This window comes from Cellvibrio japonicus Ueda107, assembly GCF_000019225.1.
GTDB lineage: Bacteria > Pseudomonadota > Gammaproteobacteria > Pseudomonadales > Cellvibrionaceae > Cellvibrio > Cellvibrio japonicus.
This window is the reverse complement of sequence record NC_010995.1, coordinates 2807956-2830070: the sequence shown is the minus strand read 5'-3', so window position 1 is coordinate 2830070 and position 22115 is coordinate 2807956. Positions and strand designations below refer to the sequence as shown.

Below are 22115 nucleotides of genomic sequence, written 5' to 3'. Positions count from 1 at the left end.
CCATCTTTTCTGCGCGAGTCCGTGCGCTGCACCTGTTACACCGTCGGTTCTATTGCGTGGGTGTTTCCATCGATTCCCTAATTTATATTGAGGCCTTTGGCGATGATAAATCGTTCCGTATTGAAGATACCGGCTTTGGTCAAGCCATTAGTACAGGCACTTGTGTTAGTGGGCTGTACCTTGGGTGTGGCACAGGCTGAGGTGGGTAACCCCCGTGTCAACCAATTGGGTTATATCCCCAATGGCGATAGGATTGCTGTTTATAAAGCGAGTAACAACAGCGCACAAACCTGGCAGTTAACACACAATGGCAGTTTGATTGCTTCCGGACAAACGATTCCCAAAGGCAGCGATGCATCATCCGGGGACAATATTCACCACATTGATTTATCCTCAGTCACGGCAACAGGCAGTGGGTTCACCTTAACGGTCGGTGGCGATAGCAGTTATCCCTTTAGTATTTCATCAACAACCTTCAATGCCGCGTTTTATGACGCGTTAAAATATTTCTACCACAACCGCAGTGGCATCGCGATTGAAACTCCCTACACCGGTGGTGGTCGCGGCTCCTATGCAAGCCATAGCCGCTGGTCGCGCCCGGCCGGGCATTTGAACCAGGGCGCTAATAAGGGCGATATGAATGTTCCCTGTTGGTCTGGTACCTGTAATTATTCCCTGAATGTTACCAAGGGTTGGTACGACGCGGGCGACCATGGCAAGTATGTTGTCAATGGTGGCATTTCCGTATGGACTTTGCTGAACCTGTACGAGCGTGCGCAACACATCACCGGTAACCTGGCGGCTGTTGCCGATGGCAGCATGAATATTCCCGAGAGCGGCAATGGTGTTGCCGATATCCTTGATGAAGCGCGCTGGCAAATGGAATTTATGTTGGCCATGCAAGTGCCACAAGGCCAGGCCAAGGCAGGTATGGCCCATCACAAAATTCACGATGTGGGTTGGACGGGATTACCTTTGGCACCCCATGAAGATCCGCAACAGCGTGCCCTGGTGCCGCCCAGCACGGCTGCAACACTTAACCTGGCGGCAACAGCCGCACAGGCTGCACGTATCTGGAAAGACATCGACGCCGGTTTTGCCGCACTGTGCCTGACCGCTGCCGAGCGCGCCTGGAATGCTGCACAGGCAAACCCCAACGATATTTATTCCGGCAATTACGATAATGGCGGTGGCGGTTATGGCGATCGCTTTGTTGCCGATGAATTCTATTGGGCGGCTGCCGAGCTCTATATCACCACCGGCGATAGCAGATACTTGCCAACCATTAATAACTACACACTGGAGCGCACCGACTTTGGCTGGCCGGATACTGAATTGCTGGGTGTCATGTCATTGGCGGTGGTTCCAGCAACACATACCAATAGTTTGCGCATAGCCGCGCGCAACCATATACAAACCATCGCATCCACCCATCTAACGACGCAAAGTGCATCGGGCTACCCGGCGCCTTTATCCAGCCTTGAATACTATTGGGGTTCCAACTCGGTTATTGCCAATAAGTTGGTATTGATGGGACTTGCCTACGATTTCTCCGGTAACCAAAACTTTGCTTTGGGTGTTTCCAAGGGGATTAACTATTTGTTCGGCAGCAATGTGCTGTCTACATCATTTATTACCGGTTTGGGCACTAATACGGTTGCCCAGCCCCACCATCGTTTTTGGGCAGGTGCACTTAACAGCAACTATCCCTGGGCTCCACCAGGTGCATTATCCGGTGGTCCCAACGCCGGATTGGAAGATAGCTTGTCTGCAAGCCGCCTGAGTGGTTGTACCAGCCGTCCGGCAACTTGTTGGCTGGACTCTATCGATGCCTGGTCTACCAATGAAATTACCATTAACTGGAATGCGCCGCTGGCGTGGGTACTGGGCTTCTACAACGATTTTGCGGCAACACAGGGAGGCAGTTCGTCATCCTCATCCAGTTCCAGCAGTTCTGTGCCGGTGTCCAGCTCCAGCAGTTCATCGATTATTCCATCAAGCTCAAGTAGCTCTATTCAACCCAGCAGCTCCAGTTCATCGATGCCCTCCAGTTCAAGCAGCAGCTCGTCTGTCGTAGCCAGCAGTTCATCGTCTGTCTCCGGCGGATTGCGTTGTAACTGGTACGGCACCTTGTATCCCCTGTGTGTAACCACCCAAAGTGGATGGGGTTGGGAAAATAGCCAGAGCTGTATTTCTGCAAGTACCTGCTCAGCGCAGCCTGCACCCTACGGTATTGTTGGTGCTGCATCGTCCAGTAGCCAAGCGGCTAATCGCAGCCCGACCTTGCAACTCAGTGCAAATGCAACGGGATTCGAGGGGGGCTCTATGGTCTGTTGCACACTGCATATCAATGGGGCAGCGTCTGATCCGGATGGTGATAATTTGACTTATTCATGGCAAGTGATTTCAGGCAACACAGTGGTTGCCTCTGGTTCCAGTTCAAGCGCCAGTATTCACGTCAGCAACCAGCGTGGTTACGAAGTGAGTATGACCGTCAGCGATGGTCGCGGCGGCGTAGCGACCGAAACCACTTTTGTCTCCGTGTATTTTTCCGATTATTTCCCGGGCTCCAGCTCATCGGCATCCAATATCAACTCTTCCAGTTCCAGTAGTTCTTCATCCAGCTCATCGGCCATTGTTTCCTCCAGTTCGAGTGTTGTTTCCAGCAGCTCATCCAGCGCAGCTTCCGGCGGCAATTGCCAATACGTGGTGACCAACCAATGGAACAACGGTTTTACCGCTGTTATCCGTGTGCGTAACAACGGTAGCAGTGCCATTAACGGTTGGAGTGTGAATTGGAGCTACAGCGACGGTAGCCGTATTACCAATTCCTGGAATGCTAATGTCACGGGTAACAATCCCTATGCTGCATCTGCATTGGGTTGGAATGCCAATATCCAACCGGGACAAACGGCTGAGTTTGGGTTCCAGGGAACCAAAGGCGCAGGCAGTGCACAGGTGCCTGCAGTAACCGGAAGTGTATGTCAGTAATTATGTTCTGATTGCCAATACGAACAGTGGATGCCCGTTCAGGCATCCACTGTTTGCTGTGAATAATTTTTATGAAAGGTCGACAGAGGATCAATCGCTCAAGGACAGGCAAGCACAACAATAATAATCCTTATCCTTTATTTTTGGAGATCACACCATGAGAACAGCGATGGCAAAGTCACTGGGTGCGGCAGCGTTTCTTGGTGCTGCCTTATTTGCCCATACACTTGCTGCACAAACAGCAACTTGCAGTTATAACATTACCAACGAATGGAACACGGGCTATACCGGCGACATTACGATTACCAATCGCGGCAGCAGTGCGATTAATGGATGGTCTGTCAATTGGCAATACGCAACCAACCGACTCAGTAGTAGCTGGAATGCCAACGTGAGTGGCAGTAATCCCTATAGTGCATCAAACCTGAGCTGGAATGGCAATATCCAGCCGGGGCAATCTGTGTCCTTTGGATTTCAGGTGAATAAAAATGGCGGCAGTGCTGAGCGGCCCAGTGTGGGTGGCAGTATCTGCTCGGGATCTGTGGCCTCTTCTTCAGCTCCGGCTTCTTCTGTCCCGTCCAGTATTGCATCCAGCTCGCCCAGTTCAGTCGCAAGCTCTGTTATCAGTTCTATGGCCAGTTCCAGTCCGGTAAGCAGTTCCAGTGTTGCCAGCAGTACACCCGGCTCGTCCAGTGGTAACCAGCAATGTAATTGGTACGGCACACTCTATCCACTGTGCGTGACGACCACCAATGGATGGGGCTGGGAAGACCAGCGCAGTTGTATTGCACGTTCCACCTGCGCCGCACAGCCAGCACCTTTTGGTATTGTGGGGAGCGGCAGTTCCACACCCGTGTCCAGTTCCAGCAGTAGCCTGAGTTCGTCATCGGTTGTTTCATCTATTCGATCGTCATCATCCAGCAGTAGCAGTTCGGTTGCCACCGGCAACGGTTTGGCCAGCCTGGCAGATTTCCCGATAGGTGTTGCTGTTGCTGCCAGTGGCGGTAATGCCGATATCTTTACCAGCAGCGCCCGCCAAAATATTGTACGTGCCGAATTTAACCAGATCACTGCCGAAAATATTATGAAGATGAGCTACATGTATTCCGGTAGCAATTTTTCATTTACCAATTCGGATCGCCTGGTGAGTTGGGCTGCGCAAAATGGCCAAACGGTTCACGGCCATGCCTTGGTCTGGCACCCCAGCTATCAATTACCTAACTGGGCAAGTGATAGCAATGCCAATTTCCGCCAGGATTTTGCCCGCCATATCGATACTGTCGCGGCACACTTTGCCGGCCAGGTAAAAAGTTGGGATGTGGTCAACGAGGCGCTGTTTGATTCGGCCGATGATCCGGATGGTCGCGGTTCGGCAAACGGTTATCGCCAATCGGTGTTTTATCGCCAATTCGGTGGGCCTGAGTATATCGACGAAGCCTTCCGGCGCGCCCGCGCTGCTGACCCGACAGCCGAGTTGTACTACAACGATTTCAACACGGAAGAAAATGGCGCTAAAACGACAGCCCTGGTAAACCTGGTGCAACGCTTGCTAAACAATGGTGTGCCGATTGATGGTGTTGGCTTCCAGATGCATGTCATGAACGACTATCCGTCCATCGCCAATATTCGCCAGGCTATGCAAAAGATTGTCGCGCTCAGCCCAACGCTCAAAATCAAGATTACTGAATTGGATGTGCGTTTGAATAATCCCTATGACGGTAATTCCAGTAACGATTACACCAATCGTAATGACTGTGCAGTGTCCTGTGCCGGCCTGGACAGGCAAAAAGCGCGCTACAAGGAAATTGTCCAGGCGTACCTGGAAGTCGTACCCCCGGGGCGTCGCGGCGGTATTACGGTATGGGGTATTGCAGACCCGGATAGCTGGCTCTATACCCATCAAAACCTGCCTGACTGGCCTTTGTTATTTAACGATAACTTGCAGCCCAAACCTGCCTACCAGGGCGTGGTCGAGGCATTGAGTGGTCGTTAATCCCAGCGATCGCGTGATTATCGCTACGGCAATGACTGCCGTAGCGATCTTTTTTTTGCAAACGGCAGAGAACCATAAAAATATTGATAAGGTCGTTATCAATAGAACAGGTAATAAAACCTGAAAAATCCCGCGGCTTCTGCGGGATTTTTTTTGCTTCGGTGAATTCGGTCAAACCATTACAACTAAACAACCGGAGTTTATTATGACTTCTACAACAGCAATATGGCGTAGGCTATCGCTTTTAGGTGTTGCAGGCTTTTTGGTCGCCTGTGGTGGTGTGAATGCCCAGGTGAGTCAAAGTGCAAGCTGCCAGTATGTGGTTACCAATGAATGGAATACCGGGCTGACAGCCGAGATCCGTATTACCAATACCGGGGCCAACGCCATTAATGGATGGTCAGTCAATTGGCAATACGCAACAAATCGAATCAGCAATAGCTGGAATGCCAATATCACCGGCAATAACCCCTATGCTGCATCTAACCTGAGTTGGAACGCCCAAATCCCTGTTGGGCAAACAGTCGCATTTGGGTTGCAAGTGAATAAGAATGGCGCTATCGCTGAGTTGCCAGCGGTGACGGGTGGTGTGTGTGGGAGTCTGGCATCCAGCCAGGCGAGTAGTATTGTATCCAGCGTTGCCAGCAGTTCTTCATCAGTGGTTGTATCCAGCTCATCAAGCAGTGTGAGTGTGTCCAGCAGTTCACGTTCTTCGAGCAGTGTGTCATCCAGCGTTGTGAGTAGCGCCTCTTCCAGCCTGGCAGTCGTTTCCAGCTCCAGCAGCTCGCGGGCATCCAGTGTCAGTAGCAGTGTGGCCAGCAGTGTCATGGCCTGCGTGACGCCTCGCACCGATAACCAGTGGGCGGGTGCCAGTTGTGCAACGCAAGTCAATAATTGTGTCAGTGGAACCTGGCTGGCACCGCGTGACGGCGGTGAAACCCGTGCGCCCTTGCGCCTGGAAACCGAACATTTTGCGTTTTACTGGAGTGACGGCACCAACATTACGATGGCGAATGCACAGGCTGCTTCAGTAACGCTGGAGGCTATCTGGGACAGTTACTTCGGCTCGCCGATTTATTTCCCGGAGCCTTACTGCAACTCCACCCAGAAATATAAAGCTGCCGTTCATTTTGATAATCAATTTCCACTGTGGGGTGGCGGTTGGTCGCGCAATGGCATTAACTACATGGGAATGTGGGTAGGCCCGGGCGCGGCTAGTGATCCCTGGGGACTCGCCCATGAATTTATGCACGGAGTCCAGGCCATGACCCAGGGCTTTGGTGATTGTGGCGGCGTTGGCTGCTGGATTTATGAGTCGCACGCGAACTGGATGCCACACCAGATTTTCAATACCAATGTGCACTGTTCGGAAATGCTGGTAAACATGCCGCATTTGTATTACGGCAACACTCGTAATCGCTATTGTAACTGGCAATTTTTTGAGTTTATTAAAGACAAATATTGCCACACTGCCGTTAACCAGATGTGGACCTATAACGCACCTGCCGGGCAGCGTGATCCCTGGCAAAAATTGATGCTGAGCCAGAGCTGGAATATCGAACAATTAAACGATCGTTTTGGCGAGTGGGCCATGCATAACGTGACCTGGGATTATAAAAGCCCCAATGGAACAGACCAGGGTAATGTGTATCGCCAGCAATACGGTGCAATCAACAGCGAACCCGGTAATTACACCGCGCGCCGTTTGCGTTTGACACAGCTGGAAGCACTGGATAGCAACTGGGCACAGAACCGTCGGTTTGCATCACCTTACTATTGGGCACCACAGCGTTGGGGCTACAACGTGATTCAATTATTCCCCGAAGCGGGGGCAGCCAACATCCAGGTTAAATTCCGCGGTGTGGTGCAGTCCGGAGCCAATTCCGGGTGGCGCTGGGGCTTGGTCTCCACCAATGCAGCCATGACCCAGGCGCGTTATACCGAGTTGCAACGCGGTGTGGATGGAGAACTGAACCTGTGTATCACCCCGGGTGAGAATGTCTTTTTGGTGATTGTCACAACACCGACGCAATACCAGAAAATCACCTGGGATAACCCAGCGGATGGCAGGGCCTATCCATCGATCTACCGCTATCCCTATATGGTAGAAGTGCAGGGCGCCTGGCCCCAGGGATTCCGCAATGGCCAGCGCGATGCCTGCCCCAATGGCACCGTGCGCCACAGCAACGGCGGTGGTTGTGCACCTGCCAGTACACCGGGCAGTGTCTATGTTGGTCCCTATGCAAAAATCCTGGGGGGCAGTGTCACGGGCAGTGCACGTATTGAAGACCAGGCCACTGTGGTTAACGGCACTGTTTCCGGCGGTACTGTAGGGGCGCTGAGTTTAATTGGCGTCGCATCCCATCCCCATCACGGTGCCAGCAGTTTTGGTGTTAGCGGGTCAGCGCGTGTGCTGGGCACTTTCTATCCGCTGGGGTGGTTCGGCAGTAACCAATCGGTATCCGGCACTGCAACCCTGCTGGGGGATTTGGAATTTATTGCCAGCAGTAAAACCAGTAATACCTTTTATGGTTTTGTGCCCAATGATTGGAACGGCGTAAGCAGTGTGACGGAAGTGACCATCGCACCACCTTATACCTGGCGACCATAACCTTATCGCAATGCTAAAAACACCCGCGTTTAAGCGGGTGTTTTTTTATCTGCCGATGTAACAGGGCTTGTTATTGAATCGTTGTCAGGGGATTGGTGCTGGGTAAAGGGTTTTTATCGGTGGGTTGTGGTTGGGGGGCGTCGGATGGGCTGATAACGATCCCATTGCCCAGTTTGCAATCTGCATCCAATTGCCAGTCAATCACGCAGCGCGTGACAGATATTATTTTGTCGATAGTGCCGGGGCGATCCAGGACTAAATCACCTTGTGCGATTTGACCGGTTAATAATGCCTGAGAGGGCGGGGTACTGATCAGGGTTTCCTCAAGTACCGGTATCGTATTGTGGTTTTCATTGGCATAAACCCCGGCAGTGATGGCTATGCCGATAACCAATAACCGGTAATGAACAGCTTTTCCCATGATTGGTTTCCCTTGATTGGAGGTTTAGTGCGGGGCAGCCCAAAGACTGCACCCGCCGGCGGTTATATTTTCACTTGGGCTTTGAGGAACTCAACAATATCGCCAACGGCAATTTCCTGCTTCTCGGCATCGCGGCGGCCTTTGTATTCGATACTGCCGGCTTCCAGGCCGCGATCGCCCACGACGATACGGTGCGGAATGCCCATCAAATCGGTATCGGCCAGCATGACGCCCAGGCGCGCCTTGTCTTCATCCATCAACAAGACATCCAGGCCTGCTGCGCTCAATTGCGCATAAAGTTCTTCGCACTTAGTGGCCACAGCCTCGGATTTGGCCATGTTGATTGGCACAATGGCGATGTGGAAGGGCGCAATAGCATCGGGCCAGATAATGCCGTTATCATCAAAGTTTTGTTCAATGGCGGCAGCGACTACACGGGTAACACCAATGCCATAGCAACCCATGATCATGGTTTGCTCCTTGCCATTCTCATCCAGCACCCTGGCTTTCATGGCGTCGGAATATTTGGTTCCCAGCTGGAAAATATGGCCCACTTCGATACCGCGCTTGATCTCCAATGTACCCTTGCCACAGGGGCTCGGATCGCCGGTAACCACATTGCGGATGTCGGCAACCAGGGGGGCTTGTTCATCGCGCTCCCAATTCACGCCGGTGAGGTGGAAGCCATCTTTATTCGCACCGCACACAAAGTCAGCCAGGTGTGCGGCTGAGTGATCGACAATCATCGGGATTTGCAAACCGACCGGACCCAGGGAGCCGATACCGACACCCAGTTCGGCTTTAATGCGCGCCTCCGGGGCCAGGGTGAGCGGCGCTGCAACGCCGGTGAGTTTTTCCGCTTTGATTTCATTGAGTTCATGGTCGCCGCGCAATACCAGCGCCACCAGGGGTTGCGAGCCATCCTCGCGTGTTTCGCCGAGCACAATCAGGGTTTTTACGGTTTGTTGCGCACTAACCTTCAGGAAAGCACATACCTCTTCAATAGCGTGTTGCCCCGGAGTGGCCACTTCCTGCAGCACATGCTGTGGTGCAGGGCGGGGCGCTGCCGGGGGCAGTGCTTCGGCTTTTTCGATATTGGCGGCATAGTCGCTGCCATTGCTGAAGACGATATAGTCTTCACCGCTATCGGCCAGCACGTGGAATTCGTGGGAGTAGGCTCCGCCGATAGAACCGGTATCGGCCAATACCGGGCGATAGCCCAGGCCCAGGCGGCTGAAAATATTGCAGTAAGTGGTGTGCATGACATCGTAGGTTTGCTGCAGGGATTCCTGCGTCAGATGGAACGAGTAAGCGTCTTTCATGATGAACTCGCGCGAGCGCATCACACCAAAGCGCGGGCGAATTTCATCGCGGAATTTGGTTTGGATCTGGTAAAAATTGGCAGGCAATTGCTTGTAGCTTTTTAGCTCGTTGCGAATCAGGTCGGTGATCACTTCCTCGTGGGTAGGGCCCAGGCAGAAGGGGCGGTCATGGCGGTCGGTGATACGCAGTAATTCCGGGCCGTATTGCTGCCAGCGTCCGGATTCCTCCCACAACTCGGCGGGTTGTACCACGGGCATCAGGACTTCCATCGCGCCGGATTTGTTCATCTCCTCGCGCACGATGGTTTCCACCTTGCGCAGGACGCGCAAACCGAGTGGCAGCCAGTTATAAAGGCCAGAGGCCATTTTGCGGATCATCCCCGCACGCAGCATTAATTGATGGCTGATAACTTCCGCATCAGCAGGGGTTTCCTTGAGGGTGGCAATTAAAAATCGACTGGAGCGCATAGGTCTGGTGTCTTCTTGGCTATACTGGGAATGTTTATCAATGGGTAATGGGTGAAAGGTGCTTATTCTACGGTGGATACTGCATTTGGTATAGCTGCCTGCCGTCACCCGCAAGACTGATCGAGGTGAGCTTATGTTTGAACTCCATCCCCGCCTGGCCGAGGATTCCGTGGTGATTGGCGAATTTGACCTGTCCCTGTTGCTGCTCAGCAAGGATGCCAATTATCCCTGGTGTATTCTGGTTCCCCGGCGTGAGGACATTTATGAAATCCATCATCTGGATGAAGTCGATCAACTGCAATTGATCCGCGAGTCCTGTCGTTTGGCAGAGGTGATGACCAGCCTGTTTGATGCAGACAAAATGAATGTGGCAGCGCTGGGCAATGTTGTGCGTCAATTGCATGTACACCATATCGCTCGCTTTACCGATGACCCGGCCTGGCCGCAGCCGATTTGGGGCAGGTTGCCGTTTAAGGTCTATGAGTCAGACGTATTTGCGGATCGCATTCGCCGTTTGCAGAATGCCTTGGTGGGAGAGGGCTTTACGCCGCTGTAGTCCGCTGCTGCTGCCAGGCATAAAAAAACCCGCGCTAGCGGGTTTTTTTATGGTATTCCCAATCCGGTAAAGGATTAGAGGGCCATTTCTTTCAGTTTTTTCAGCGCGCGAACTTTTACAGACGTGCTCGCTGGCTTGGCTTTGAAGGTCACTTCTTCACCCGTGAAAGGATTGATGCCTTTGCGTGCTTTGGTCGCAGGCTTTTTCACAGTGGTGATTTTCAGCAGGCCTGGCAGGACGAATTCGCCCACGCCTTTTTTCTTGATGTGGCCTTCAATGACATTGGACAACTCATCTAGTACTGCCTGGACCTGTTTTTTGCTCAGTTCGGTAGCATCAACAATTTGTTGGACGATTTGGCTCTTGTTTTGACGCTCAGCAATGGGTTTTACCACAGCAGGGGCCGCTTTGGCGGGAACCTTTTTCACAGGGGCAGCCGCTTTGGCAGCAGGGGCTTTTTTCGCCGGTGCAGCTTTGGCAGGCGCCGCTTTAGCAGCAGGGGCTTTTTTGGCAGCTGCTTTGGGGGCAGCGGCGGGTGCTTTTTTGATGGCCATATGGGTTTCCTTTTCGTGATCTCAAAGGGTTGAAATTGTTGTCGGTCATTAATGGATGAGTTTTGAGCAAGCCGGCCTGGCGTGTGTACACCCCGGTGGCTGCCCGCACTACACAAAAACCCCTATATTTACAGGCTAAAACGGCTGCAAATACGGATTGGCGCTATATATAGCGAATAACTTTTCAGTCGGCAACAAAAAAGGCATTTTTTCCCGAGAAAAAACGCCTTTTGCGAGCAGGTGTGAATTTTGGCAACAGCGAGGATGTACTTTTGCGTAAAAAATGCGTTGTAAAAAATCAGGCTTCGGCGATAGCACCTTTGTGGATACCTTCATAGGCTTTGACGCGTATTGATGCCTGTGGCTGTAAAACCCGGCTTTCCTGGGCAATATGTTGTGCAATAAATTCCACAGTGGAATCGGTGTCAATCAAATAACAGCAGCGCTGCGGCAGGGTCAGCTCAAAGGGGCCCTGGGCGGAGGTATAGGCAAAATGGTAATAGGCTGTGCCTTTATATTCCGCTGTTGAGACTATGTCTTCACGTGTCCCTATATAAATATCGCGCCAGCAATCTGCCCAATGGCGCTCGAGCGTTGCTGACTTTTCACCGTCACACCAAATATCAATACGCGAGCGATGCCCATGGGCGATGCGCTGGCAATTGCCCTGGTGTTTTTTCAATCCATGGCTGTAGTGGTACCAGGCTCCCTCGATAAGCTCATGGGTGAAATCCAGTTCCAGGCGATCGATGCTCTCGGGAAAGTGGGACTGCAATTGCCGGATGCACCAGGCGGCGATGGTTTCCGCTGTCAAGACTTCCGCATCGACCAGGGCGATGGCATCGCGCGGTGAACGGGTGTGGAGTTGCTCGCCCTGGCTGCCAAACTGGAAGGTAATATCCAGGAAGTCACCTTCTTCCTTAATGACTATCTGCGAGGATTTCGCCGGTACCGCCAGGCGATGGTCCAGCTCTGCGTCCAACCAGTGGCGGATAACTTTTTTAACCGTTCCAAAGTCACATACCATGCCCTGGCCATCCAACTCGCCCTGGAGGCGTACATTCGCCAGCCAGGTTTCGCCCAGCAGGCCGCGTTGGGGATCGAGGAAACTGAAATCGACGTTGGTGAGGTTATCGACAAACAACAGCATAAACAGAGGCCACAGTAACAGACGGAAAGGGGGAAAAAAGGCTGCATATCATACCACCAGATGCTTCCTGGTGCCTGGATACTCCACTTTATTGACGTGGAACTTCCCCCAGGCGAGCAGGTTGGTAGCAGTGATAGGCCATGGTTTGCGCGACCGGATAATGCATTCTGGTCTATGCTCAATGGGTTACTGTCAGCCAGAATCGGCTGCTGGCGCGCAAGAGGGATGATGTGTGGGACAGTTGCTGAAATGTATGACAGAGTGGTCTGGATGCTGGCGCCCCGCACATGTGGGGCGGTATCTGGGGTATCGTCTGTTGTTCGTGGGATGGCTGCTTGCACCTGTATCGGCCTGGTCCAGCGAAACCGGCCTGCGTATTGCTTTCGTTTATAACTTCTTAAAATTTATTGAATGGCCTGCCTTGTCTGATGGTGCACCCGTCAATCTTTGCGTCTTCCAGGCCCGGAATGAATTGCGCGAGCTATTGAAGGATATATCGCGCCGCCAGCATCCACGCCCTATACAGGTGTTTTTTCTGGACGATGTTAACCAGGTAAACAGCACTTTATCGGGTTGCCATCTGGCTTATATGCCGTTAACCGGGGAGGAAATACCTTTGCCTGAGGAGTTGCCCCCCGGGGTTGTCTTGGTGGCTGATGAGGCTCCGTTAAGCGATGGTCGCATCGCGATCATCCTGCAGCGCAATGCAGAAAGCCGGATTGAGTTTTTGATCAATACCCAAGCGATAAACCATGCCGGTGTGTCTGTCAGCAGCCAACTGTTGAAGTTGGCCAAGAATCACAAGGGGGCCAATGGTTAGTATGTCTATTAATAAGCCACTCTCCCGCAAAATAGGCCTGCTGACGATGCTGGTTTGCTCGCTGGCTGTGTTGATTGCCGCATCTATCGGCGTATGGCAGCAATACCGCATGGCCTGCGACCAGGCACTTAACCAATTGCACATCCTCGCCCAGGCCACGGCATACAATTTGGCTGCACCCGGCATGTTTGGCGATCGCCAGGCGGCACACAATGCCCTGGATGCCTTGAGTGCCGCTTCCCAGATAGTGTCAGCGCACATGCAATTGAGCGATGGCACTTTACTGGCGAAATACCAGGGCCCCAATGCCAGCAGTAGCGTGGATGAACGTATTCGGGTACCGGTACTCTGGGATCAGGAAACAATTGGGCACCTGGAATTAAACGCCGACCTAGGTTACCTGCGCCACCAGCTTTACCAACAAATTGGCTTTACCTTGTTAACTGTACTGGTCGCGGTAGCGCTGGCAGGGGCGCTGGCCCGCTACCTGATTAACCGGGTTACCAGGCCGTTACAGGATTTAAGTGAGCTGGCCGAGCAAATTGGCAGTGGTAACCAGGGTAATTACCAGTTGCGCGCCAGATCCCTGGACGGTGATGACGAGGTGGCGCATTTAACGATTCGCTTTAACGCCATGCTTGATCGCCTGCAGTCTCAGGACCAACAATTGCGCGAGCAGCACGACGAATTGGAGCTGCGTGTTGAAGAGCGCACTGCGCAATGGCGCCAGGCAACGGCAAGTGCCGAGGCAGCCAGTCAGGCCAAAAGCCAATTCCTGGCGGTCATGAGCCACGAAATCCGCACACCGCTGAACGGCATCCTGGGCATGACCAATTTGCTCCTGGAAACGGAACTCACACCCAAGCAAAAACGCTTTGCCCGTGTCGCGCGTCGCTCGGGCGAAGACTTGTTACTGATCATCAATGACATCCTTGATTTTTCCAAGGTGGAAGCGGGCAAGCTGGAATTGGAAATACACCCGTTCCAGTTAAATCTACTGGTGGAGGACCTGGCAGAGCGCTATGCACCCATTGCGCACGCCAAAGGTTTGGAGTTGCTGTGCAATACCCCTTTGCCGCCACTGTCTGCCGAAGGCGATGCTGCGCGCTTGGCCCAGGTACTCACCAACCTGCTGAGCAATGCCATCAAATTTACCGAGCGGGGTGAAGTCACCCTCGAAGTCAAACTGCTGCTGCGCGAAGACAATCTGTTGCACCTGCATTTTGGTGTACGCGATACCGGTATAGGCATTCGCGTGGAACAGGCCGAGCGCTTATTCAATGCTTTTACCCAGGCTGACTCGTCCATGACCCGCCGCTACGGTGGTACAGGCTTGGGCCTGGCAATTTCGCAATGCCTGGTGGAGTTAATGGGTGGGCATATTGCCCTGGAGTCAGAGCCGGGTAAGGGCAGTTATTTTTATTTTGAATTGCGGTTACCGGCGGTGGCCGATACGCGCAATTTACAGGTTATGGAAGGTTTCAGTGAATTGCGTGTGTTGGTGGTGGATGACAACCAGGCCAATCGGGAAATCCTCGAATACTGGCTTAAATCCTGGGGCATATCTCCCTTGCTGGTAAGCTCCGCGCCCGAGGCTATAGGCGCTTTGCACCAGCAGCGCCTTCAGGGGACACCGGTGGATGTATTGCTCACGGATTGGATGATGCCGGGCATGGATGGCGGCCAATTGATTGATGCCATCCGTGCCGATACCCATTTCGATAAGCTGGCGATTGTGGTGCTCAGTTCAGCGGGTATGGCAGGCAATCGATTGGCCGATGCCCGTATTCCTACCTTGCTCAAACCCGTGCGGCAATCCGAGTTGCACAATTTATTACTGGCATTGGTGACCGGTGATGAGTCTGCCAGGCAGGTGCGCAACCTGGTGCAGGCTGCTAATACCAGCCAGGCCTCTCCGGGAAAACTTGATGGCAAGGTATTACTGGCAGAGGACAACCCCGTTAACCAGGAAGTCGCCAGTGCCATGTTGCAAACCCTGGGCATTAATGCCCGCCTGGCACACAACGGCCAGGAGGCCTTTACCCGTTTGCAGGAAGAAAGTTTTGACCTGGTATTAATGGATTGTCAGATGCCGATCATGGACGGTTTCGAAGCGACGGCCCGCTGGCGCCGTTACGAACAGGAACAGGGACTCACACCGCTACCTGTTATCGCGCTCACCGCCAATGCCATTGTTGGCGATCGCGAGCGCTGCCTTGAACGGGGCATGAGCGATTACCTCAGCAAACCCTTTTCCACCGAGCAGCTTTACGACGTTTTAGCGCGCTGGCTGCCGACACGTGACCAGCATTATTTACAGGATTCAATTGTGCCTCCTCTAACTGAAAACAGTAACGTCACTGATCCGCAAACGACAACATTGGATTTTTCACCCCTGGCGTTGGATATTCAGGTACTGGAACAATTAAACAGCCTGCGCGATGGACTCCTGCCGCGTGTGATCCAGTTATTTCGCGCGTCCAGTCCTGAATTATTGGTGTCGATGGAAGACGCACTTTCCAACAGTGATACCGATCGCCTGTATAAAATCGCGCACAGTTTTAAAAACAGTGCAGCGAACCTCGGTATTGTGGCGCTTGCCGATCACTGCCGACAGCTAGAGGCCCAGGGGCGCCAGGGTGATTTACGTGGAGCAGGGGAGCGCCTGGAAACCATTCGCCGGTTGTATGAGCTGGCACTGGTGCGTTTATCTGACTTTGAGGCAGAGGGATATAAACCGTGAAGTCTACGCAACCACAAATAACACGCGTGCTGGTTATCGATGACGAAGAGGCAGCACGCCTGATGATGCAAGCTACCCTGGAGAAGGCAGGCTTCCAGGTAGACACGGCGGGAGATTGCCAGGGCGCGCGCCTGCAATTTAAAAAGCAGCGTCCCGATCTGGTCTTGCTCGATGTATTGTTGCCGGACGGCGATGGTTTCAGCCTGTGCCGCGAACTCTTGCAGCAATACCCCGGTCACGACTTGCCCATTGCCATGGTCACCGGCCTGGATGACCTGGAGTCCATCAATAAAGCCTATGAATCGGGTGCGACAGACTTTATTACCAAGCCTGTCAGCTGGGGCACCTTACCTTATCGCCTGCAATATTTATTGCGTGCCAGCCGCGCCTTTGCCGATCTCAGTTTGAGCGAAAGTAAAACCCGCGCACTCCTATCCAACCTGCCCGATATTATTATTCGCCTGCACCGCGAAGGCGCGGTACTGGATATGCAGGTTGGTTCCTATGTCTTCGATATGGGCGAGTGGCTTCATTCCGCCGAAGATGGCAGCTATCACCTGCCATCGGACATCGCTGCGCTCATAGGTACACGCATTGATGCAGCGCTGCGCGGTAAGGGGATGCAGATGCTGGAGTTCCAGTGGTCGCGCGATCCTATGTGCGTGCGTCACTGGGAGGCGCGTATCGTTCCGCGCGACCGGCAGGAGGTGCTTCTGGTGGTGCGCGAAATCACCCAGCGCCGCCAGCAGGAAAATCAATTGCGGCTTTGGGCCAAGGTTTTTGAAGCAAGCAACGAAGCCATCCTGATAACCGATGCTAACTTTCGCATTATTTCTGTCAATCGCGCCTATGAAACTATCATGGGCTATCGCGAGCAAGATGTATTGGGTGTAGATACCCTGGAGGTCGGAGCCAAGCTGCAAACCTACAGTTTCTATCGCAACCTGGTGTCCTTATTAAAAGAGCGTGGTCACTGGCAGGGGGAGTTGATTAACCAGCGCAAATCCGGTGAGGAATTCCCCAGCTGGTTTTCGGTCACCCAGGTCACTAATTCACGCGGTGAACCGGAACACTATATCGCTATCTTCAACGACATTACCGAGCACAAAAATTCGCGCGCACAAATTGAATTCCTCGCCCACCACGATGCACTCACCGGTTTGCCCAACCGTATCCTGCTCAATGATCGCCTGGAAATGGCAATCACCCAGGTGCGCCGCCAGGGTGAGAAACTGGGTATTTTGTTTATCGACCTGGATCGTTTTAAAAACGTGAACGACTCCCTGGGGCATGGCGTTGGCGACCAGATCCTGCAGGAAGCGGCCAAGCGCCTCACCGCTAATGTGCGCACAGGCGATACAGTGTCGCGCCTGGGGGGCGATGAGTTTGTGGTTTTATTTCCCAGGGTGAGGACAGAGGGCAACCTGGCCGACCTCACCATTAAATTGCGCGAGCAATTGCAGCTACCTTACACGGTAGATGGCATTAGCCTGCACATAACGCCCAGTATCGGTATTGCGGTTTATCCGGATGATGGTGAAGACCCCAATACCCTGATCAAGAATGCCGATGCAGCCATGTACCTTGCCAAGGAAAAAGGGCGCAACAACTACCAGTTCTACACGCCGACACTCAACGCCAAAACCCTGGATCGCCTCAAACTCGAAAGCGATTTACGCAGCGCCATAGATGCCGGTGATTTTGAACTGCATTACCAGCCGCAGATTATCGGCAGCAGCGGTCAACTCTGGGGGCTGGAGGCACTTATTCGCTGGCGTCACCGCGAGCGGGGCTTGATATCGCCCGCCGAATTTATTCCATTGGCTGAGGAAACCGGCCTGATTGTCGGCCTGGGTGACTGGGTATTAGTACAAGCGGTGAAACAGCTTGCCGAATGGCGCCGTCAGGGGCATAACCATCTGGTGGTGAGCGTCAACATTTCAGCCTTGCAATTTCGCCAGGGTGATTTTCTCGATCGTGTTAAACATATCCTCCAGGAAGCGCAGTTAGTGCCTGATGCCATCGAACTTGAACTGACCGAAACCATGCTTATGCAGGATGTACAGTCGGCTATCCAAACCCTGAAAGGATTGCGCGAACTGGGGTTCCGTATTGCCATCGATGATTTTGGCACCGGTTTTTCAAGCCTGAATTATTTGCGCCATCTCCCCATCAATGTACTCAAAATCGATCAATCCTTTGTCCGTGAAATGCTTCAAGAACCCGAGTCCCTTGCTATTGTGGAATCTATCATCGCCCTGGCCCAGGCACTGGGTAAGGAGACCATCGCCGAAGGTGTGGAAACCCGCGCAGAATTTGATGTGTTACAGGCGCGCGGCTGCCGTTTAATGCAAGGTTATTTTTTTGCGCGCCCCATGCCACCGGTGATCTTTGACCAGTGGTACCAACAGCAAACACAATCGACGCCCGGTGTTAGTGACCAATGCCAACCTGGATAATGAAAACGGTGCAGATCAATCCCATATTGGTGCTGGGATGAAACTCGCCTGGCAAATAAACCCGCAATGGTTAGCGCAAGCCCATTACACCCACTTTAAAGACATGCCCGACACATTTTTTCGCGAAGCCGATACCATGGGCTCGCTGGGCCTCAATTACAACCGCAGTCAATGGAACTGGAGTCTCTCGGCGGCCTATCACAGCGAACGCCAATACCTGCTCACCACCAACCAACTTGCGACCCTGGATTCTTATTGGTACATCAACACCCAGTTGGGTTATCAACTTGGCTCAAGCACGACCATCATTCTCGCGGCCAAAAATGCACTGGATAAGGACTATGCCTCACCACCACAGGGCGCAGGCCTGGTCGGCGGCGTACCCAATCGCGGTAGGGAAATCAGTGTGGGTGTGAATTGGGATTTCAACTGATTTATCCCTCTCAACTGTCTGGCGAAAGCCGTTTGACTTGATCAAGCGCAGCCAGACGCTATTATTGAGTCTCACCTTAATAATAAGAGAGGCTCGCATGGGAAAAGCCACAGCACATCAGCGTCATGCCTTTATAGAGCTCCTGGTCTATTGGGAGGGACGCATCAACGCCAAAGACCTGGAGCGGCAATTCAACCTCAGCCGACAACAGTGCAGCGCCTATATAAATAGTTACAAACAACTATTCCCCGACAACCTGGTGTATGACAACTCACACAAAAACTACAAACCTTCTCCCGGTTTCAAACGTCATTATATTAGCGCCGATGCAGACGCCTACCTGAATTGGCTGCACACCGGGCATTGGCCTGAACATGCCGCCACCGTTTCACCTTACACTGCCGCACTGGAAATACCGGTGCGACAGGTTTCACCGGATATCATGCGTGGTCTGGTAATCGCTGTACGCCAACAGCGCCGTATTGATGTCGAGTATGCCTCGCTCAGCAGCCCCGACTCCATCGGACGTATTCTCTCCCCACACTGTTTTGTACGCACAGGTTTGCGTTGGCACCTGCGTGCCTGGTGCGAAAAAAGCCGTGCTTATCGCGATTTTGTACTCAGCAGTTTTCGCGGCACGCCGGAATTGCTGGATAAAGCCACTTTCCTCGCTAACGGTGACACGGCCTGGAATACGCAAGTCACCGTACTACTACAGCCAGACCCACGCCTCAATCCTGAAAAACGCGCAATCCTCGAAAACGACTACCAAATGGTAAACGGCCAACTCGCCATCACAACCCGCGGTTGCCTGGTGCAATACCTGCTGCGCGAATTGCAGGTCAACACCAAGGTGCTCGACGGTACCCCCGAGGCCCAGCAGTTGATATGTGTCAACCTGGTTGACATAAAGGAGTGGTTGTTTGAGGGGTAATAACCTGTAATTGCCAAAAATCTATCAAGTTTGTTTACCTGTGTTTTTGGTCAGGGTTGCGATCTTGCAGTTGCTATCAGATCATTTATCGGCTGTGGTGTAGAGTAGCAAGAGGAGTGGTTTTAATGAAAAATCAATGACTTAAGACTTGTCCGCTAAACGATCTGAGTAAGTAAACACAAAAGCAATATATTGGGCTAATAGAAATGTTTATTGCGCATAAAAGAAAAAAAGATGGTGAGATTCAAGAGCTTAGCGCCCATTTATCGGAAGTAAGCAATTTGGCTGCCACATTTGCCAAAAAGATAGATGCGGAATCAGCTGGACGGCTGATTGGGTTGCTGCATGACTTTGGTAAGTACAGCCAAGAATTTCAACTCTACATTAAGTCAGCTACGGGTGAGATTAATCCTGATGAAGATGACTACGTCGATGCTAAAGGCATGAAAGGGAAGGTCGATCACTCCACGGCTGGGGCTCAGCTGGTTTGGCAACGGCTAAAACGCTTCGGTAATTCTGGGCAGGGAGAGTTATGTGGTCAAATTTTGGCTCTATGTATTGCTTCTCACCACAGCGGTTTAATCGACTGTATAGGTGTTGATGATAAGCCTGTATTTTCTAATCGAATGAGTAAGCCTGATGAGAAAGTACATCTTGACGAATGTCAGCGAACAGCAGATAAGGAAATTCTTGAAAAGCTGGATCAACTTGCTAGTGTAGATCAGGTGAAAAAACTATTCAATCAACTTCGCAGGTTTGTTGATTTTACCAATCCATCGACAATTGATTTCTTCAATTTAGGTTTTTTTACCCGTTTCCTGTTTAGCTGTTTGATTGATGCGGATCGACTCAACAGCGCTGAATTTGAAGACCCTATCAGATTAAAAGAACGCCTGGAAAGGTCAGGGTCAATTAATTGGAAAGTTGCTATTGATCGCCTGGAAAATCATCTTTCGAGACTATCAGTGCGTAATTATGTAGATGAGTTGCGCCGAGAAATTTCTAATAACTGCAAGAACAACGCATATAAATCTCAAGGGCTTTATACGCTAACTGTACCAACAGGAGGTGGTAAAACTTATGCCAGCTTACGTTACGCATTGCATCATGCTCGGCATCACGGCTTGGAGCGTATTATCTATATTATTCCTTATACTTCCATCATTGAGCAAAATGCTAAGGTGATACGTGAGATAGTAGAGCATAAAAGCGATACTAGACCTTGGGTATTAGAGCATCATTCGAATTTGGAACCGGAACAGCAAACCTGGCAGAGCAAACTGGTTTCGGAAAACTGGGATGCACCTATTGTCCTAACTACAATGGTGCAGTTGCTGGAAACTTTGTTCAGTGGTGGAACCAAGGGCGTAAGACGCTTACATCAATTAGCTAATAGCGTACTTGTTTTTGATGAAATTCAAACATTACCGATTAATTGCGTGCATATTTTCTGTAATGTTATGAATTTTCTCGTACAGGGTTGCAATACTACTGCTGTACTTTGTACAGCGACTCAGCCCCTATTGAATGAGTTGAAATGCCCGGAGAAGGGGCAATTAATAGTTTCCGAAGGGAATGAGTTGGCTGGGGATTTTAATCGACATTTTGTCGATCTCCGGCGGGTGGATATTTATAACCAGATAAAGCCTGGTGGTTGGAGTGCCCCGGAAATATCGGCGCTAGCGTTAGAGCAGTTCCAGAAACACGGGAGTTGTTTGGTAATTGTTAACACTAAGGCCTGGGCGCAGGAATTATATCTGCGTTGTGCCGAATGTGTGAATGATTCTGAAATTTTTCATCTCAGTACCAATCAATGTCCACGCCACCGTAAAATTCTTCTATACCTAATAAAAAAGCGTCTAAAGCATAGAAAGCCCGTGCTTTGCTTATCAACACAGTTGATTGAGGCTGGCGTTGATGTGGATTTTTCCTCTGTCATACGTTTTTTGGCTGGCTTGGACTCTATCGCCCAGGCTGCGGGGCGTTGTAATAGGAATGGAACGTTGAAGGACGAGCATGGGAATTTGATCAAAGGGCAGGTCTTTGTCATAAATCCAGATCGTGAAAGTACAGGAATGCTAAAGGACATTGATGTTGGTAAAGATAAAGCAGAACGGGTTCTTTCTGAGGAGTACGAAGACATGCTGTCACCAGCTGCGATCAAGCAGTATTTTCGCTATTACTTTTTTGATCGAGCTGATGATATGAGCTATCTATTGGTAGGAAAACAACACAGGAATGATAGCTTACTCAACTTGTTGAGTTCTCGTATCGGATGTAATGAAAATTTTTCTAATCGTGAAAATAAAGTTACGCTTTTACGTCAGGCCTTCATGGAGGCTGGAAGGCAATTCAAAGCTATTGATGCTCCAACCCAAGCGGTTATTGTTCAGTATGGTAAGAAGGGGCGTAATTTGGTAAATGAGCTTTGTTCTGTAGCGAAGGAATTTAACGCTCGTCGTTACTATCAGTTGTTACGACAAGCGCAAAAATACAGTGTTAATGTTTTTCCCAATATATGGGATAAATTAATTAAGGAGAATGCCGTACATGAAATTCAAGCGGAACATGGTATTTACTACTTAGATGAAGAGTATTACAACGAAAGTTTTGGTCTTGGGACCGAGCGCGTCGGTAGAATGACAGCTCAGATTTTATAG

The 22115-nt window shown here is 51.5% G+C and carries 14 protein-coding genes; 10 read left to right on the top strand and 4 right to left on the bottom strand.

Translation table 11 applies throughout. From position 1 onward, the window contains the following. Nucleotides 1-102: 102 nt before the first annotated feature. The 3 genes from CJA_RS11915 (at nucleotide 103) to CJA_RS11905 (ending at nucleotide 7595) form a co-directional block, all read left to right on the top strand. Nucleotides 103-2991 (top strand): glycoside hydrolase family 9 protein, encoded by a 2889-nt coding sequence (locus CJA_RS11915; protein ID WP_012488069.1) that lies wholly within the window; start codon nucleotides 103-105, stop codon nucleotides 2989-2991. 169 nt (nucleotides 2992-3160) lie between these two features. Next, entirely contained in the window at nucleotides 3161-4984 is a 1824-nt protein-coding gene (locus CJA_RS11910; RefSeq protein ID WP_049765454.1) for an endo-1,4-beta-xylanase, read from the top strand. Nucleotides 4985-5189: 205 nt separating this feature from the next. Beyond that, complete coding sequence (locus CJA_RS11905) at nucleotides 5190-7595, top strand: DUF6055 domain-containing protein (RefSeq protein ID WP_012488066.1); 2406 nt, start codon at nucleotides 5190-5192, stop codon at nucleotides 7593-7595. Between the two features lie 70 nt (nucleotides 7596-7665). On the opposite strand, the gene CJA_RS11900 is transcribed toward CJA_RS11905, so the two are convergent. Together CJA_RS11900 and CJA_RS11895 are read right to left on the bottom strand one after the other, a co-directional pair. Next, nucleotides 7666-8016, bottom strand: coding sequence for a hypothetical protein (locus CJA_RS11900; protein WP_012488065.1), 351 nt, complete (start codon nucleotides 8014-8016; stop codon nucleotides 7666-7668). Nucleotides 8017-8078: 62 nt separating this feature from the next. Next, nucleotides 8079-9806 (bottom strand): proline--tRNA ligase, encoded by a 1728-nt coding sequence (locus CJA_RS11895; protein ID WP_041551485.1) that lies wholly within the window; start codon nucleotides 9804-9806, stop codon nucleotides 8079-8081. 133 nt (nucleotides 9807-9939) lie between these two features. Here CJA_RS11895 and CJA_RS11890 point away from each other — a divergent pair, with 133 nt between their 5' ends. Then, nucleotides 9940-10362 carry an HIT domain-containing protein gene (locus CJA_RS11890; protein WP_012488063.1) on the top strand — a complete coding sequence of 141 codons (423 nt, stop codon included), beginning with the start codon at nucleotides 9940-9942 and terminating at the stop codon, nucleotides 10360-10362. 74 nt (nucleotides 10363-10436) lie between these two features. Here CJA_RS11890 and CJA_RS11885 read toward each other — a convergent pair whose 3' ends face one another. Together CJA_RS11885 and CJA_RS11880 are read right to left on the bottom strand one after the other, a co-directional pair. After that, nucleotides 10437-10916, bottom strand: a complete 480-nt coding sequence (locus CJA_RS11885) for an HU family DNA-binding protein (RefSeq protein ID WP_012488062.1) — start codon at nucleotides 10914-10916, stop codon at nucleotides 10437-10439. Between the two features lie 298 nt (nucleotides 10917-11214). Next, nucleotides 11215-12066: a 6-carboxytetrahydropterin synthase gene (locus CJA_RS11880; RefSeq protein WP_012488060.1), complete on the bottom strand. Its 852-nt coding sequence runs from the start codon at nucleotides 12064-12066 to the stop codon at nucleotides 11215-11217. Between the two features lie 253 nt (nucleotides 12067-12319). Between CJA_RS11880 and CJA_RS11875 the strand changes: the two genes are divergently transcribed. The 6 genes from CJA_RS11875 (at nucleotide 12320) to CJA_RS11850 (ending at nucleotide 22115) form a co-directional block, all read left to right on the top strand. After that, entirely contained in the window at nucleotides 12320-12886 is a 567-nt protein-coding gene (locus tag CJA_RS11875; protein WP_041551484.1) for a YfiR family protein, read from the top strand. 1 nt (nucleotide 12887) lies between these two features. Then, complete coding sequence (locus CJA_RS11870) at nucleotides 12888-15629, top strand: response regulator (RefSeq protein ID WP_238526763.1); 2742 nt, start codon at nucleotides 12888-12890, stop codon at nucleotides 15627-15629. Next, a complete protein-coding gene (locus tag CJA_RS11865; RefSeq protein WP_238526762.1) occupies nucleotides 15626-18088 on the top strand; it encodes a two-component system response regulator in 2463 nt (820 codons plus the stop codon). The genes CJA_RS11870 and CJA_RS11865 overlap by 4 nt, the downstream gene beginning before the upstream one ends. Further along, the gene (locus tag CJA_RS11860; RefSeq protein WP_148208861.1) at nucleotides 18021-18521 is read left to right on the top strand and encodes a TonB-dependent receptor; all 501 of its coding nucleotides are present in this window, start codon (nucleotides 18021-18023) and stop codon (nucleotides 18519-18521) included. Before CJA_RS11865 ends, CJA_RS11860 begins: the two co-directional genes overlap by 68 nt. Nucleotides 18522-18618: 97 nt before the next feature. After that, nucleotides 18619-19455: a BrxR family helix-turn-helix transcriptional regulator gene (locus CJA_RS11855; RefSeq protein WP_012488055.1), complete on the top strand. Its 837-nt coding sequence runs from the start codon at nucleotides 18619-18621 to the stop codon at nucleotides 19453-19455. Between the two features lie 206 nt (nucleotides 19456-19661). Next, the gene (locus tag CJA_RS11850; protein WP_012488054.1) at nucleotides 19662-22115 is read left to right on the top strand and encodes a CRISPR-associated helicase/endonuclease Cas3; all 2454 of its coding nucleotides are present in this window, start codon (nucleotides 19662-19664) and stop codon (nucleotides 22113-22115) included.

What these genes read in the sequence shown, in the direction of transcription:
- CJA_RS11900 (WP_012488065.1), bottom strand. Translation starts at nt 8,016, where the DNA reads ATGGGAAAAGCTGTTCATTACCGGTTATTGGTTATCGGCATAGCCATC.
- CJA_RS11885 (WP_012488062.1), bottom strand. Translation starts at nt 10,916, where the DNA reads ATGGCCATCAAAAAAGCACCCGCCGCTGCCCCCAAAGCAGCTGCCAAA.
- CJA_RS11880 (WP_012488060.1), bottom strand. Translation starts at nt 12,066, where the DNA reads ATGCTGTTGTTTGTCGATAACCTCACCAACGTCGATTTCAGTTTCCTC.
- CJA_RS11905 (WP_012488066.1), top strand. Translation starts at nt 5,190, where the DNA reads ATGACTTCTACAACAGCAATATGGCGTAGGCTATCGCTTTTAGGTGTT.
- CJA_RS11915 (WP_012488069.1), top strand. Translation starts at nt 103, where the DNA reads ATGATAAATCGTTCCGTATTGAAGATACCGGCTTTGGTCAAGCCATTA.
- CJA_RS11870 (WP_238526763.1), top strand. Translation starts at nt 12,888, where the DNA reads ATGTCTATTAATAAGCCACTCTCCCGCAAAATAGGCCTGCTGACGATG.
- CJA_RS11895 (WP_041551485.1), bottom strand. Translation starts at nt 9,806, where the DNA reads ATGCGCTCCAGTCGATTTTTAATTGCCACCCTCAAGGAAACCCCTGCT.
- CJA_RS11910 (WP_049765454.1), top strand. Translation starts at nt 3,161, where the DNA reads ATGGCAAAGTCACTGGGTGCGGCAGCGTTTCTTGGTGCTGCCTTATTT.
- CJA_RS11855 (WP_012488055.1), top strand. Translation starts at nt 18,619, where the DNA reads ATGGGAAAAGCCACAGCACATCAGCGTCATGCCTTTATAGAGCTCCTG.
- CJA_RS11875 (WP_041551484.1), top strand. Translation starts at nt 12,320, where the DNA reads ATGACAGAGTGGTCTGGATGCTGGCGCCCCGCACATGTGGGGCGGTAT.
- CJA_RS11850 (WP_012488054.1), top strand. Translation starts at nt 19,662, where the DNA reads ATGTTTATTGCGCATAAAAGAAAAAAAGATGGTGAGATTCAAGAGCTT.
- CJA_RS11890 (WP_012488063.1), top strand. Translation starts at nt 9,940, where the DNA reads ATGTTTGAACTCCATCCCCGCCTGGCCGAGGATTCCGTGGTGATTGGC.